Raw genomic sequence first — 15,282 nt, 5'->3', positions numbered from 1 at the left:
ACGGTCGCTGTCCTTTTGCCCGTAGCGTTGGGAACGGCAGCGACAATATCTGACTGACAACTTGCCTTCCGTCGCCGGAGAGCCGCCATTCTGGCAGGCGACGACTGTTGAACGAAGTGTTATCGCGGTGGCACTCCGGCGGGGAACCGGTCGTCTCTTCGGTATACCGTCACGAGACTGTAGCTGACGGCCAGTCCGAAGACGGCCACAGGGACAGCAAACGAGAGCAGACTGTCGGGTGAATGCGCCGCAAACGACGGCGTTTTATCTGGGTTCGCCGCCAACAGCGGCCAGAACAGGTTCGGGAAGAAGTAGTACTCTGTCCCGAGCCGCACGATGGGGTAGAAGTCGCCGGCGATGTGTGAGAGGTAGCCGGCCGAAAACACCACAGCGTACCGCACATAGCCACAACGTGCAGCCAGCAGCACAACAATGGTGAGGATGGGTAGCGAGACGACCAGCGAATGGGCCAGCATTCGCCCGCTCGGAAGGATAGCGAACGTCCACGCGAGCGGTTTATCGATTACGTCCGGGAGTTGCGTCGCGACAAGCAAGAGGAGTACCATCGGCCCGGACGGGAGGCGACGCCACCGGGCCACCGTATACACTGTCAACGGGATGGCTGCGAGGAGGAAGTGGCCTGCGGGGTACACCGTGAAGCGAACGGTCCGGGAAAATAAAAGCTGTTCGCCGGGTTCGGTGTTCAAGCGGCAGGCAGTGGGACAGTCCCGAGTTACATGGGTTCTACGAGAACACGGGTTAGCCGGTTACGTTCACCCAGAGATGGACTTCCCGGTATGCGGTCGACTGGTCCACGGTGGCAGGCGGTGAGCCACGGTACAGCAGGTACTGGAGCCGAAGCCTGTCGCCAGTCATCCCGGGAGTCACCTCGTGTTGGCGCTGCCAGGTCTCGTTGTGACCTAGCGTCGGCTGGAAGCGTCGCAGTTCCGACCGCTCCCGGACCTGCGTCTCGTTGCCGACGCGCTCGACGCGCTGTAACTCGGCGACAACGGTGTACTCTGTCCGTTCGTGTTCCTGATTGCCGATACCGACAATCAGCGAGCGGCCCTCGCCCTGGCGAAACTCCGTCGGATAGCCGTCAGCGACGAGTTCGCCGTCTTCGTCCTCTGTCAGCAGGTAGAACTCACTGAACCGCTCGCCGTCTTTCGGCACCGTAATGGCATATCCGACGCTGGCGGCCGCAAGCAGGATGCTCAGGACCAGCAGGACGTTCAGGACTGCGTCTGTCCGTGAAGCCGGCGAGAACAGTTCATCACGGCCGGCACTGAGCCACGTACGGTACGGGACGCGAAACCGTTCGTCAGCGGGCAATGCCCAGCGTCGAACAGCCGCGACAGCAGTCAACACGAGCGTCAGTCCGCTGAGCGAGACGAGAATCGGAAGCAGGCGGATGCCCCACGGCGTGAAGTTCAACACCAGACCGACCAGCGGAACGAGCGCGATGCTGAGGCCGAATGAGAGTGCAGTCCGTTCGATACCGTCAATTCCGTCGGCTTGTGGATTCGTACCGTTCTCCTCATCAGCCGTCGGGCCGCTTCCGGCCTCCGGGAACAGCGCCGCGATGAACGCATAGCCGGGAATGAAGAGGACGAACACGAGTCCTGCGACGATGCGGACTGGGGTGTCGGAGACGACCGGCAGGAGGGCAGCTAGGTTCGTCAGAATCACCACGCCGATAACGCCTGCTAGATCGGCCGGAAGGTGGCGGAGTTGGCGCGGCAGCAGTAGTTTCCACGCCCGGGTTTCAGCCATTGCCAATGAGTCATGTCGGCACGGTAAAAAAATAGCTGATTGCTTTGCTTTCTGTCGCAGTACCCGACTGGAACTGCCTCCGGTGAGTCAACCGAACGCATTTTATCAAACCAGCGGAATAACTCGGTGTGTTCCGGAGCCAGTCGTGGGCCGTGTTCATCACCCTCGCAATTATGGGACTTACAGCGGGCGTTGGTGGGGTGACAGCAGTGCAAGCCAACGACGGGGGTCCGGTTCTGGACCGTCAGGTAGAGACGCCAGCGGACAACAATAAGACGCAACAGGAAGACCCGGATTCGGTATCTGACGGGGAGTACAGCGACGAAACGGCTGCCTGGTTAGCGCAGACGCTGGGCGGACGGCTGGAAGACAGCAGTATTGCGCTGTCGAACGACCAGTACGACCGTGCTCGGTCAGTCCTCGGCAACGACTACGACAAACGTCTGGAGCAGTACGTCGAAGTCGCCGGAGACACCTCGTCGGATACGGATGATACCGCTGCGAGGGAGTTCGAGGCTGCACGCGAGAACCAGCGGAATCTCACGGACGAGGTCCAACGGTATCGGCAACAGTACGCGGCGTATCAGACGGCACGCGAACGCGGTAACGAACGCGAGGCCCGCATCACCGCGCGTGCGATGGAGCGAACAGCATCGAGCATTAGTGACAGGAGCGAAGAACTGACCCAGAACCTTGAACAGATTGAGAACGCCACGTCTGTCGACCTCTCCTCAGGACAGAGCGAGATTAACGAGACGACAGAGAACATTGCGGCAACGCAGGCGGAGATCCGTGAAGAGACACTCGTCGGCACGACGCTCACGGTTCAGGCGATAGATGCGACTGCATCCTTTCGCGACCCCGGAACGGTCTCCGGGCGGATACAGACTGAGAACGGCACGGTCATCGACGACGAAGCAATCGAACTCAGGATCGAGAACCGGACACGGACTGTGCAGACTGATTCGAGCGGCGTGTTTGAAACGCGGTACCAGCCACGCTCAGCCAGGCTCGGGTCACAGCCCATCGCAATCGAGTACGTTCCGGACGCTGACTCGGTGTACCTGTCCGACAACGCCACGTTCACCATTGAGGTACAACAGGTAACCCCGGACGTGACGAGCGACATTGCACCGGACGTGGTGGGATATGGCGACCAACTCAACGCCACGGCGTCCGTGATAGTCGCGTCGGACGGTGTCGATGCGGTCCCGGTTGAGTTTGCTATTGGTGACACTGTCATTGCACGGACGACGACCGGACCGAACGGCACCGTCACAGAAACGATCCGACTCCCGACGACGGTAAACGACGGGGAGCGTCAGGTCGTCGCCCGGGTTCCGTATGCAGACCGAGCGATTGCAGGCGTCCAGTCGGAGACCCCTGTTGTCGTCGTCGAGACTCGAACGAACCTCTCAGTGAGTGCATCACGCACGGATGGCGAGGCTCTCGTCAGAGGGCAACTCCAGACCGTTGCTGGAGACCCTGTGATTGGTCGCCCGGTACGCCTGCAGATCGGTGCTGGCGGAACACAGCGGGTCGAGACGAACCGGAACGGGTCGTTCCAGACCGTTTTCGAGAATCCGCAGAGCAACGAGTCCGTTACTGTTACGGCCACGTACGACGAGCCGAGGACAAACCTCGGTAACGCGACTGCAACGGCGACGCTGGCGGCCGGGTCCGGCGGCGGCAACCCACCGGTTGGCTCAGACGGGAACCCGGCAGCAGCCTTCGGGAACGCGGTTATGGGCTCCAGCTGGCTGCCCGTCTTCGGCGGCGGGGTAGCGCTTGCGGTTGTCGTCGCCGCTTGGTTTGTCGTGCCACGGGTCCGCCAATCCCGGGAGACGGACTCGCCTGTCCCGACGGAGACGGGTGACACGTCAATGACTGACCCTAACCCATCGGCGACGTCGTCAGACGAAACGACGCCGACGTTCGAGGACCGCGCCGAATCGTATCTGGACAGCGGGAACTACGACGCCGCAGCGATGGTCGCGTACACCGCCGTTCACGACGTGCTAGCAGTAGAAAACGGGATTGACGAAGGGGCAACGCACTGGGAACTCCTCCAGCGGAGCCAGGAGCACGGCGTTCCAGAGGACCGGATGGCAGATCTCGAAACAGTGGTCGAAACCTTCGAGACCGCAGCGTTCGCGCCGACATCAGTCGACCGGTCACAGGCCGAAGCGGCTGTGGACCGCGCCCGCGAGATCAAGTCGAACGGGGACCGCTGACCGTCCAGTCCCTGGCCTTCGTTGCTGTGGTCCGAATTCTGTTTGGAACTGCTGTCTTCAGCGCGCACCAGCGGAAACGAGTACGCGTACGAACTGTTGAATCTGATAGTGGCAACCCGGCAGTCGTGGTTCGTTGGTGTCGGGGTCGACGGGTCGGCGGCCATCGCTACCGACAACCTAGGGACGCCCATGTAAACTCAGACGAGGACAGTAAACACGACGGGGCCGACGAAATGCGGTAACTATCTTACACCCACCCGCTGTAGGACCCGCCAATGAGTGACGGCCGGACGGGGCGAGTGCTGCTCATCGTGGCTGTGCTGGCCGTAGCAGTCGCGGCCCGACTGACGACGCTGCACTGGACACCGTTGCCCTCGACGCTAGACGGATTCGGCTACGTCGCTCTGGCGAGAGACACACTTCGGACGGGGAGCTTTCCGCTTACACGGTTCCGCGCGGACAACATCGTATTTACCGCTGTGCTGACGGTCGTCGGCGCACTCACCGGTGAACGGCCGCTGTACATCGCCCAGCCGGTCGTCGCGGTCACCGGTGCAGCGTCCTGTCTGACCGCGATGGCGCTAGTCAAACGCCTCGCGCAGACGGGTCGCTGGCGTTATTCGCGGACGACGCTGGCGATGGGCGTGGTCGGGATGGGGCTCGCGCTGGAAGGCATCTATCTCCGACGGACCGGACAGACGGACGAGGAGGCGCTGGCGTTCCTCTTGCTCCCGCTGTTTGCGATTGCCGTCCACCGGTTGCTCACGACGGAGCGATACCGACGTCGATGGGGGGCGGTTGTGGTCGTCCTGTTCGCTGTCTTCCCGCTCTTGCATACGTTTAGCTCACTCATCGCTGCGCTGGTGCTGACGGGGGTGTTAGCCGCCCATCTTGCCCGGATTCCGACCCGCCGTGACGCTGTTACTGCCCTCGCTGTCGTCGCGGGCTTCTGGGTGTACATGTGGGGGTACTATCGGATCGCAGAACGCTCGCTTCTCGAGGTCCCGTACGTCGACCGCGTCAGCGCGTATCCGGGCCTGTTCCTGGCCTGGGTCGTCCTCCTCGTGGCGACGCTGGTCTGGTTCCAGCGGACGAGCGCTCGCCTCCAGCGGGTGACGATCGGCGGCGCGGTCGGGCTCTGGTTCCTGACGCTCGGTGCGAACGCGGTACAGACCGTGTTTCCCGGGACACAGACCACGCCGACTGGCCTCCTGATATTAGTCGCAGCCTTCGCCGTTCCGGTTGTGTTTGCGGTCGTCGGCCTGCCGCGTGCGAGCCGCGACCGTCGACTGATCGGCCCGGTCGTACTGGCGTTGCTGCTGGCGCCAATCGTCATCGTGTACTTTTCGCTGACCGCTTCGCTGACGCCGGAGTACTACGGGACAGCGCTTCGCGGACAGACCTTCGTCCATCTCCCTCTGTTCGTCCTCGCCGGCATCGGCGTCGCGTCGGTCGCCTATCGGCGGTCGATGTCACCGGACGGCGGGCTTAGAACGGCACGGACACACAGCCACCGACTCGCAACCGTTGTGACGATCATCGTCGTGGTTGCTGCAGTTGCGACGATGCCCATCGCGTTCGTCAATCTCGACACGCTGGCGTTCCCGACCGGAGCGACCGAATCGCAGTTCGCGGCCGCGACGTTTACTGCGGACCACGTCGACGAGCAGTGGGCGTCCGACCACCCGTTCAGCCGTATCGTCGACTTGTACTATCCGGGTGCGTCCAACGGAACGTACCAGCCGACTGCTCGGTGGCTCGGTGGTGGTGCGGAACCTAACTGCCCGACGCTATCGCGGGCGTCGTGGGGGACGACCGGAGCGCACCTGTTCCCAGCAGGGAGCGAGAAGACCACGCCCGCGGCGCTGGAGGAGTGGCGCTACGAGAACGACGTGGTCTATGACACGCGCGGTCTCGACTCGGTGTACCTCGTTCGGCCTGGCGGGAACCAGACGAGTTGCTGAGCGCACATGGCTTGGCCCCCGTCCCTGTTTCTCCCGGGTATGTAACCGTGGCATACAATACGAGGCCGGCAGAAAGGCCGACAATGACTGACCCCGTCCTCGTCGGCTCGGAGCTGTGTGTCACACGACGGGGGACAACGATTCTCGACGGCGTCTCACTCACGGTCGGGTCCGACGCGGCACTGCTCGTTCAGGGACCGAGCGGGGCCGGGAAGTCGACCCTGTTCAACGTCCTCGGGCTGCTAGAACCCCCGTCTAGCGGACGGTTGGAAGTCGACGGTCGGGACGCGAGCACCCTGTCCGAACGCCAGCGCGCGAGCCTTCGGCGGACAACGCTCGGGTTCGTTTTTCAGGACTTCCAGCTCATCGGCGACCTGACCGCCCGCGAGAACGCGTCGCTCCCGCAGGAGCACGCGGGTGACCGCGACTCAGACTGGCTGGACACGCTGTTTGAGCGCCTTGGAATCACCGGGCTTGAACACCAGTATCCTGCGACGCTGAGCGGCGGCGAGAAACAGCGCGTCGCCATTGCGCGCGCGCTCGCAAACCGCCCCGAAATTATCCTCGCCGACGAGCCGACCGGGCAGCTGGACCCGGACACAGCCGAGTCGGTGCTAGACCTCCTGTTCAGCATGAAGGAATCGACGGAAACCGCTCTCGTCGTCATCAGCCACGACCCGCAACTGGCACAACGGTTCGACGAACGGCTGTTCATCCGCGGCGGCACGCTCGTTTCTGATACCGCCTCGACGCCGGACGCGAGCCCGTCCACGGAGACGAACTAACGAACCGATGGGATACCGAAACGCCCTCCTGTTTCGCTGGTCCAGACGGGATCGGCTCACGGTCGTCGTCGTCGCCGTAACGGCCGCGTTTCTCATCGGCACGGTACTGCTGTTGTTCACTGCCGTCACGTACTCGGAAACGTTCGCTGAGCCGCTTGCGAACTCCGGGACTGTCACCTACCACGACGCCGAAAACGGCCCACCGGAACCCAGCGGGGATGTCACCGTGCTCCCGTCAGCGACGGCGACGGTAAACGGGACCGACGTTCGTCTCGTCGGTATCCCGCCCGATACGCCACGCGTGCTCATCGAAGGGTCGGCTCAGTGGCAGGAGGGTCGATTACCGACACTTCCGGACGGTGTTGACGGCCGGGGACCGGTCCCCCAGCAGCGAACTCGGGCGATCAACGGGTCGAACGGCACCGTTTCGCTCACTGTCGTGCCACAGGAACGGGGGACGACATTCCTCTCTAATCAGTGGTACGTGACGAACGCCTCGACTGCACGGCAGGTCGGCGTCACCGGCTACTTCGTCGTCGATCATAGCCCGAGCGGAACCGGGCTGGGGAGTCTGCCCAGCGAGGGAGCACCGCTGGTCAGTGCACTCCTGTATGTCCTCGGCGGTCTGGAGCAGGTCCTCTGGGCGCTTGGTATCGCCGCGGCCGCCGGCGGACTGCTGGTCCTCATCGTCGTCTACAACGTCACGCGGATGAGTGTCCGCGACCGACTCGACGCGATCCGGGTCATCCGCTCGACCGGGGCGTCGGGGTGGCGGGTGGGACTCCTGTTTACGCTCCGCGCTGGTCTCCTCGTGACCACTGGCGTTGTTCTGGGCTACGCGGTCGGACTCATTCTGATCAAGGCGCTTGTCAACGTCGCCATTTACGTTGGACTCCCAATCGCGCTCGATATCACCGTCACCGGGCAGAGCGCCACTGTTGTCGGTGTCGTCGCCGGCATATTTGTTCTGATGGGGCTGGTGGCCGGCGCGCTCGCGGCCTATCCGGCGGCGACTCGCCCGCCGGCTGCCCTCGGGGACCGTCATACTCAATCCGGGCAGTCCGGGCAGTCGGGGCTTGCGAGGGTCCGGCACTGGGTCACACCGACGTTCCTCTCGTGGCGCTCGGTCGTCCCGACGGCGGCGACGCTGACCGTGTTCGGCATCACGTTCCTGCTGGTCGTCTCACTGGCCGGCCTCGCGTCTCCGCTCGGGGGCGGGGCGGGCGGCTCCGGGACCATCACCGAAGCCGGCGCGCCCCACCCGCTGAACAGCCGCCTCGATGCCGACTACGCCTCGGCTCTGCGGGCCGACGGGACACCGGCCAGCCCGGAAATCATCTACGCGCAGGTCTCGGACGGCCAGCCGTACATGGCCCACGGGGCGGAGTACGACGCGTTCGCGAACGTCACCGGTGCCACGCTGGTCGAAGGCCAGCGACCACAGCGGTACGACGAGGCCGTCATCGGGAGCGACCTCGCACGGACGCTTGATGTCGGGGTTGGTGACGAACTGACCGTCAGTGGGAGCGTCAAGCCCGGAGTCCGCCGGGTCACCGTCGTCGGACGGTACGACGCCGCTAGAACGCTCGATGACCTGCTCATTCTGCCGCGTGATTCCGCAGCCGACCTGGCGACCGGACCGGGGCAGGTCCACATGATTCGCGTGAAAGGGTCGGTCGCAGGGATCGACGATGCTGGCGGTGTCGCTGCCAACCAGTCGGGCGCTGTCGTGACGGGGCTGTCAGGCCCGGGACGCGTCACGGAGGGCGATACAGTCAATCTCACCGTCACAGTCCGAAACGTCGGTACCGAACGTGCGGACCGGGATGTCACAGTCCGGTATCGAGGCCAGCAGCGGACTACAACGGTGGCAGTCCCGCCGGGACAGGAACGGAGTGGCACTGTCTCCTTTACCGCGTCGAAGCAGGGGACCGCAAACGCTACTGCCGGGGAGTACACCCATTCAGTGTCAGTCGTCTCACCGAACGCTATCGAGATACCGAACCAGCTGCCGTCACAGGCCCCGCCCGGGTCGGGGCTCTCCGTTCCTGTCGTCACGAAAACTGGAGCGCGGGTTTCGAACGCCACTGTCACAGTGAACGGACCGTCGGTCAGAACTGGGTCGAGCGGTGTCGCCGTCGTTCCCCTGCCACGCGAGCCGGGGAATTACACGATAACGGCCCGTTCCGGAACCCAGACGGCGACACACGACATTCAGATTGTCCGTGGAACTGAGCGGGAACTGTACGGGGAGCTGTCGATATCGCCGTCGTCAGGGTCGGTCTTGACGACGCCAACGCTCAGGGTCGGGCTCGCAAATCCCTGGCAGGAACCGATCACACGCACTGTGGGCGTCATCGGTCCCGGTGTCTCCCGAAACCGGACCGTCTACATGCCACCCGGAAACGTCACGCAAACGCGGTTCTCTCCGGATAACGGACGCAGTCAGCCCGGAACGTACACCTACCGGATGACAGCCAACGGGACCACCCTCGCCACAGCGGAGTACGAGGTGACCGGCGACCGTCGGTTGGCATCTGCGGTGGCAAGTAGCGGGTCGTACGCGTCTGGCACGCCCATCGAACGGTCTGTCGAGGGCGTGTTCGGGAACGTTCAGTTGATTCTCGGTGTCCTTGTCGTCCTCTCGGCGCTGAGTACCGTCGGCAGTACCACGGCGACGTTCGCACAGGGGGTCCACGCGCGTCGGCAGGCCATCGGCATCCACCGCTCGACCGGCGCGACGCAATGGCGGATTCTGCGGACAATTCTGGCCGACATCGCTCGTATCGCGATTCCGGCGACCGGCTTCGCGCTTGGCCTGTCAGTCGTTGCATTACAGCTGCTGGAGCGGGCTGGCTGGCTCGTCTTCTTCGGGTTCCGCCTCTCCGCGCGGACTCCGCCGGCCATCCTCGCAGCGATATTCGTCGGCGGCGTCTTGCTCGCCCTGTTCGGTGCCCTCGTCGCAACGGTGCCGTATCTGACAGCGTCACCGGTTTCGTTGCTCCCGAGCGGCGACCGAACGCGGACGCCCGATGACGATTCGGTTACCGAAAGACAGTCTAGCGACGACTGACTCTCACTGCTAGGTTGTCAAATAAGCCACTCCCTGCTGGCGGCTGTCGGTCGGAACTTTGACTGTCTGCCGACAAGAACGCCGTTGTATGGCGACCCGACAGCGCCAGCAGTTCATTTACGGGCATCTCATGTGGGTGCTTGGTAGCATCCTCGTGTTGACCCTGCTGGATGCGCTGACGCTGGAGCTGTTTTTCGTCGTCTCGCTGATCGGGTTTCTCGTCACAGTCGAGTTGGTCGCACCGCAGACCGTCTCGCCGCGCTGGCGGCGACGACTCTGGTGGCTCATCGGAATCGGTCTGGTGGGCTTTGCCTACGTAGTCATCAAACGGATCCTTGCGATTCTACCGCCGGGGCTGGTCTGATGGCGCTGACACCGCTCTCTGAGGACTCCCGGCTGCCATCGCTCACGCTCCCACAGCTACTACTCGCCGCCTACACCGCCCTCACGGTCATCGCACTCGTCTACGCTGCGAGCACGTCCTCAGCAGCGTTCGGTGCGTATAACTCACAGTGGGACGGGACAGACGAACTCCGAACCGTCGCAGCCAACGCTGGTGCAAACGTGACTGTCGGAACGAATGTGAGTCAGTATCAGGCCAGTGACCCGGACGACACCGTTGCAGTTGTTCTCTCGCCGGCGGAGCCGTACTCGTCCAGCGAGCGGACACGAATCGCTGAGTTCGTCCGGAGCGGCGGGACACTCGTCGTCGCCGACGATTACCGCCCACACGGAAATGCCCTGCTTGCTGCTGTCGGGGCGGAGGCACGCTTCGACGGCCGTCCAGTGTATGACAACCGGAATTACTACCGGAACGCCTCGCTCCCGGAAGCGACGCCCGTCGGCAACTACCCGGAGACGGCGGGTGTCGATACTATCGTCCTCAACTACGGCACGACTGTCAGGGCCGGCAACGCGACGACGCTCGTCACCACCTCCGAATACGCCTATCTCGACACCGACGGCAACGGCGAACTCGACGGCGAGGAGCAGTTAGCGTCTCGGCCCGTCGTCACGAGCGAATCGGTGGGTGATGGTCAGATCATTGCTGTCAGTGACCCGAGCATCTTCGTGAATGCGATGCTTGAACGCGGTGACAATCGCCGCTTTGTCATGAATCTCGTTGCCGACCACGATACGGCACTGCTGGACTACTCGCATGCCGGTAGCGTTCCGCCAGTGGCCGCTGCCGTCCTCGCCATGCAGCGGTCAGACGTGCTGTTACTTTTCTGTGGCGTCGTGCTGGTCGGGGCGCTATTCGCGTACGACCGCCGTCTCGACGAGTCTCTCCGGGACCGATTCCGCGAAGAGAGGAGCAGCGAGCCGAACCCACACCTGTCCCGGGAGGGCGTCAAGAAGTATCTCAGAGCCCGTCACCCGGACTGGGAGGCCGCTCAGGTGGAGCGAGTAACGGAAGCCGTTATTAAACAGCGGCCCGAACGTCAACGTAATGACTGATCCGTCGGTACTGTACGACCGTCTCAAAGAGGAGACGGACACAGTTCTTATCGGTAACGAGCAGATTCTTCGTCATATTACTGTCGCAATGCTCACACGCGGTCACGTGCTTCTGGAGGGGGTCCCCGGCGTCGCGAAAACCACGATTGCCACGCTCGTCGCCAACGCGACTGACCTCCAGCACTCCCGGGTCCAGATGACGCCTGACCTGCTCCCGGCGGATATCACTGGCACGACGGTGTATCACCAGCGAAACGGGGAGTTCGAACTGCAGAAAGGGCCGGTGTTTACCAATCTGGTCATCGCTGACGAGATCAACCGCGCTCCGCCGAAAACACAGAGCGCACTCCTCGAAGCAATGCAGGAGGGGCAGGTCTCTATCGAAGGGTCGACGCTCGAACTCCCGACGCCGTTTACCGTCGTTGCGACGATGAACCCGCTTGAGATGGAGGGGACGTTCAAACTCCCGGAGGCACAGCGCGACCGATTCCAGATGAAACTCGTCACCGAGATTCCCGATTCCGATGAGGAGCGTGCAATACTGGATCGGTTCGACGCGAACCCGACGCTCGATGCGGACTCTATCTCACAGGTCATCTCCCGGGACGAGCTTCTGGACGCTCGGGCAGTAGTTCCTGAGACACACATCGAAGACAGCATCAAGGAGTACATTCTCGCGCTCGTCGGCGCGACCCGGGACCACCGAAACGTCGTTCACGGGGCCTCACCGCGGGCGACACTCGCACTGCAGAATACAGCCAAAGCGGTTGCTTGTCTGAACGGCCGAAAATATGTCATTCCGGACGACGTGAAAGAGATGGCGCTCCCGGTGTTGCGTCATCGTCTCATTATGAGCAGTGACGCCGAGCTAAGCCAGATCAGTGCCGAAACAGTTATCGAAGAGATCCTTCAGTCGATCACGCCGCCCGGGTCCGACACCGATCACAGTGCAGGCGTCGAAACGGCAGTTGGTGACGGCGGAACGAAACGCGAGTTCGAATAGCGCCCGGACCGCAGTTAGTCGGTTTCCGGAGTCGGTGCCATCTCCTGTTCTGGGGTCGCCGCGTCACTGGACTGTGACGGTTGTTCGGGTGTGTCCCACGAAACGGTCACGACACCGCTGAACCGGTCGTCATCGCGCGTATCGACGGTAACCGGCCGATCAAGGCCCGTGGCAAATCCCACCGCAAGCAGGGACACCACTGGGTGATCTAGCTGGTGAATATCGCCGAACGCCGGATTGTCGATGGCGATAGAAGCGGTTTGATTCTCGCTATCGATTTCGATTGTCGTGTCATCAACGAGTTCGAACTGCTCGGACAGGGCTGCAGTCAGCTGTGTCGCTATTGCATCGGGACCGGTACCGAACGTGCCCGACATCGCCTGCTCGAACTCGGTGTATAGCCGGTCACCAGTCGGGGGAAGCGATATTCCCTGTTCTGCCTCAACGCCCGTGACGAACAGTTCTTCTAGCTGCTCCGGGTCGGGGACCGCGTACTCGACGTGCTGGGGGACGAACAGGTGCGCAGCCGTCTCCGGATGGGATGCTGTTGGGACATATATCCTCTCAGTCTGGAGTTCCAGCTCGCTGACGAGGTGCTGTTCGACATCTGCCAGCGTGTTGAACACCGTATCACTGACCGACGCCGAGACGAACCGCTCGGGGGTGAGATAGAACGTGACGATGCCGGCAAACACACCGGTCCCACCGAACGCGATGAAGATGGTTTGCAGGGCCGGAAAGACAAACGCCGCGACGAGAGACAGTCCACCGACTGCGAAAAAGCCTACTGCGGTCCGTCTGAACGTTGCTCGCCTCGCGCGTGCGTACGATTCACGTAATCGACGGTTTTCCTCCCGCAATACTTCAAGCTCCGCTTCGAGTGTCTGACGGTCCCGCACAACATCGGCTTGTTGGTCGGTGTCATCTGCTGTCATATCCGGTTTCGAGGGCGCAGGTTGACTCATTGGAAATCACGATCCGAAGCGATGTCTGCAGTCACGATGTCGAGTTCTATCAGCAGATAGCGATGGAGCAGATAGCCGACGATGGCAGTTCCGACGAGGATGGCGAACCCAACCCTGAGGGGGTCTATGGTCCAGCGCCAGACCGACAGCCAGACGAAGCCGCCGAGCAGCGGCACGATAAGTGCGACGAGGCTGCTGGCGACTCGACTGTCAGGCGTCTTGGTAGCCACCGAAAGCAATGTGAGGAACAGGCCGCCTTCGACAAGGGCGAGTGATAGCAGTGACGGCGTCTCAACTGTGACGAGTGCTATCTGTCCAAGCACGACCGCGAGAACGGCTGTTCCGGACAGGTAGAGGCCGCCGAGGACAACACCGATGAGGCCAAGCCATACCGGTCCATCCAGGAGAAGCCCTCCTGTTGCTCCGACGATACCAAGCAGGCCGAGCACGGTGGGTAGTGCTCGGCGCGACCGTCCCATCGAGTTCAGTGCTGTACTCATGCGTACCCCCGCTGGTTTGTGTTGGCTGGGCCGGCGGACAGAATAGTCGAGATCTGGTCTAGGGGCCCGACCTCGTAGGCCGTCACCGAGTCGATTTCGTTCAGCTCACGCCGGAACTGGTCGAAGGTCCGATACCGTTCGTAAGCGGTATCGAGGTCGGTGAGGCGGTCGGTATCGAAGGCCACCGATGGAGTGATGAACACAACGACCTCCGTTGCGTTGCGTCTCGCCTGGCCGACTGTGTTCCGCAGTTCGCTCGGGCTGCTGTCGTCTGTACAGATAACTAACAGGTCCGCACTACGTATTTCGTGTGGGGCCGTCTGCAAACCGTTGTACAGCGGTTGATTGGGGAGATGTCGTTTCGATCCGGTAGCGTCTCGATACGCGAGCAGCACCGTTTCCATCGGCGATTGTGTGTCGGCTGCTGGATTCACCGCCCCCGTTACTCTTCCGGTGGCAGCCGCTGTTGCGGGGGCTGTTGCCGGCGTTTCAGCGTTGGCGTCGAGGTCGTTGATCCGGTGCTGGCACGACCTGTAGGCCTCGGTTCTCGCCACTGGAACTCTCGTTTCCGTTACGCCCGCGTCGCCGATAGTGACGTAACCCAGCGGATCGCGGGTCGTTTCGGCACGCTGCTGGAACGCCGCGGCGACCGATTTGAGGTGCTCTAGCTTCGTGTTGCCAGGTGCACCGTCGCCCAGCGTCTGACGGTGGTCAAAGACGAGGACCACGCTACGGTTCCCCTCGGCTTCGTAATTGCGGACGTGCGCCTCGTCGAGTCTGGCAGTCGCCTTCCAGTCGACGTATTTCAGTGCGTCGCCCGGGACGTACTTCCGGATTTCCTCGGCCGAGAGGCCACCTGTCCGCCCGCGGGCATCGTGTTCGCCGACACCGCGTAGCAGTTGTTTCCCACCCTGCCCAACGTGAATCGGGCCGACTGACGGTGCCTCGACCAGTACTTCGGGACCTGGTGCCGTCGCGAACGATTGGGTAAACAGCCCGGTGCCGTCGCTGACCGTCGCTGTGGCTCCGGGAATAGTATACTCTCCGACAGTCTCCCAGGTGAGCGGGAGTGTCACCGACGACGACTGCATCGATGTACCGAGAGTGACCGCTGAATCGGGGCCCGCTTCCATCTGCGCTACGAGTGGAATCTCTGTCTCGACAGAGAGCGGCAGGTGATCGCCGGCGGCGTCAACTGATGCTTCGAGTGTGTACGTCGTTTCGGCGCCGGTCTGTACCCGGGCCCGGTCGAGTGACTGGGTCACCGTGAGATCGTCCCTGAGCTGTGAGACGCCACGAACGAACGCAAACTGCATTGCGAGTAGCCAGCCTGTGAGCCCGACAGCACCGACCACCAACAGGGGTGCATCAAGCACCCCACCACCCACGAGGAGACTACCAGCAGCAGTGACCGCGAGCCAGAACCGTCGGGTGACACGCATTGCCTTCCGTTACTGAACCGAGCCCATTGAAGATACCGACAGCCACAGCCGGAGACCACTGCGTTATGATCGTTTCCAATATCGA

At 62.6% G+C, this 15,282-nt stretch carries 12 protein-coding genes; 7 read left to right on the top strand and 5 right to left on the bottom strand.

Annotation, left to right across the window (positions count from 1 at the left end; translation table 11 throughout):
• Positions 1 to 119: 119 nt before the first annotated feature.
• Both BVU17_07960 and BVU17_07955 read right to left on the bottom strand, forming a co-directional pair.
• On the bottom strand, positions 120 to 566 hold the full coding sequence (locus BVU17_07960) for a hypothetical protein (GenBank protein ID AUG47459.1): 447 nt from the start codon (positions 564 to 566) through the stop codon (positions 120 to 122).
• A gap of 193 nt (positions 567 to 759) precedes the next feature.
• Complete coding sequence (locus BVU17_07955; protein ID AUG47458.1) at positions 760 to 1,773, bottom strand: hypothetical protein; 1,014 nt, start codon at positions 1,771 to 1,773, stop codon at positions 760 to 762.
• Between the two features lie 173 nt (positions 1,774 to 1,946).
• Between BVU17_07955 and BVU17_07950 the strand changes: the two genes are divergently transcribed.
• The 7 genes from BVU17_07950 to BVU17_07920 all read left to right on the top strand — a co-directional run bounded on the left by BVU17_07950 (position 1,947) and on the right by BVU17_07920 (position 12,290).
• Complete coding sequence (locus BVU17_07950) at positions 1,947 to 4,007, top strand: hypothetical protein (GenBank protein ID AUG48866.1); 2,061 nt, start codon at positions 1,947 to 1,949, stop codon at positions 4,005 to 4,007.
• A gap of 275 nt (positions 4,008 to 4,282) precedes the next feature.
• Entirely contained in the window at positions 4,283 to 5,971 is a 1,689-nt protein-coding gene (locus tag BVU17_07945) for a sodium:phosphate symporter (protein AUG47457.1), read from the top strand.
• A gap of 83 nt (positions 5,972 to 6,054) precedes the next feature.
• The gene (locus tag BVU17_07940; GenBank protein ID AUG47456.1) at positions 6,055 to 6,756 is read left to right on the top strand and encodes an ABC transporter ATP-binding protein; all 702 of its coding nucleotides are present in this window, start codon (positions 6,055 to 6,057) and stop codon (positions 6,754 to 6,756) included.
• Positions 6,757 to 6,763: 7 nt separating this feature from the next.
• Positions 6,764 to 9,829, top strand: a complete 3,066-nt coding sequence (locus BVU17_07935; protein AUG47455.1) for a permease — start codon at positions 6,764 to 6,766, stop codon at positions 9,827 to 9,829.
• An 88-nt stretch (positions 9,830 to 9,917) separates the two neighbouring features.
• Positions 9,918 to 10,193 carry a hypothetical protein gene (locus BVU17_07930; protein ID AUG47454.1) on the top strand — a complete coding sequence of 92 codons (276 nt, stop codon included), beginning with the start codon at positions 9,918 to 9,920 and terminating at the stop codon, positions 10,191 to 10,193.
• Positions 10,193 to 11,287, top strand: coding sequence for a hypothetical protein (locus BVU17_07925; protein ID AUG47453.1), 1,095 nt, complete (start codon positions 10,193 to 10,195; stop codon positions 11,285 to 11,287). Before BVU17_07930 ends, BVU17_07925 begins: the two co-directional genes overlap by 1 nt.
• Complete coding sequence (locus tag BVU17_07920; protein ID AUG47452.1) at positions 11,280 to 12,290, top strand: magnesium chelatase; 1,011 nt, start codon at positions 11,280 to 11,282, stop codon at positions 12,288 to 12,290. The genes BVU17_07925 and BVU17_07920 overlap by 8 nt, the downstream gene beginning before the upstream one ends.
• A 14-nt stretch (positions 12,291 to 12,304) precedes the next feature.
• Here the strand turns inward: BVU17_07920 and BVU17_07915 are convergent, their stop codons facing one another.
• Genes BVU17_07915 through BVU17_07905 form a run of 3 tightly spaced genes read right to left on the bottom strand, consistent with a single transcriptional unit; the run spans position 12,305 to position 15,197 of the window.
• Positions 12,305 to 13,255 carry a hypothetical protein gene (locus BVU17_07915; protein ID AUG47451.1) on the bottom strand — a complete coding sequence of 317 codons (951 nt, stop codon included), beginning with the start codon at positions 13,253 to 13,255 and terminating at the stop codon, positions 12,305 to 12,307.
• Positions 13,252 to 13,755: a hypothetical protein gene (locus BVU17_07910; GenBank protein AUG47450.1), complete on the bottom strand. Its 504-nt coding sequence runs from the start codon at positions 13,753 to 13,755 to the stop codon at positions 13,252 to 13,254. The genes BVU17_07915 and BVU17_07910 overlap by 4 nt, the downstream gene beginning before the upstream one ends.
• Positions 13,752 to 15,197, bottom strand: a complete 1,446-nt coding sequence (locus BVU17_07905) for a hypothetical protein (protein ID AUG47449.1) — start codon at positions 15,195 to 15,197, stop codon at positions 13,752 to 13,754. Before BVU17_07905 ends, BVU17_07910 begins: the two co-directional genes overlap by 4 nt.
• Between the last annotated feature and the right edge of the window lie 85 nt (positions 15,198 to 15,282).

This window comes from Haloarcula taiwanensis (genome assembly GCA_002844335.1).
Lineage (GTDB): Archaea > Halobacteriota > Halobacteria > Halobacteriales > Haloarculaceae > Haloarcula > Haloarcula taiwanensis.
Note: the sequence above shows the minus strand (reverse complement) of the source record. Positions and strands in the feature narration are given on the sequence as shown.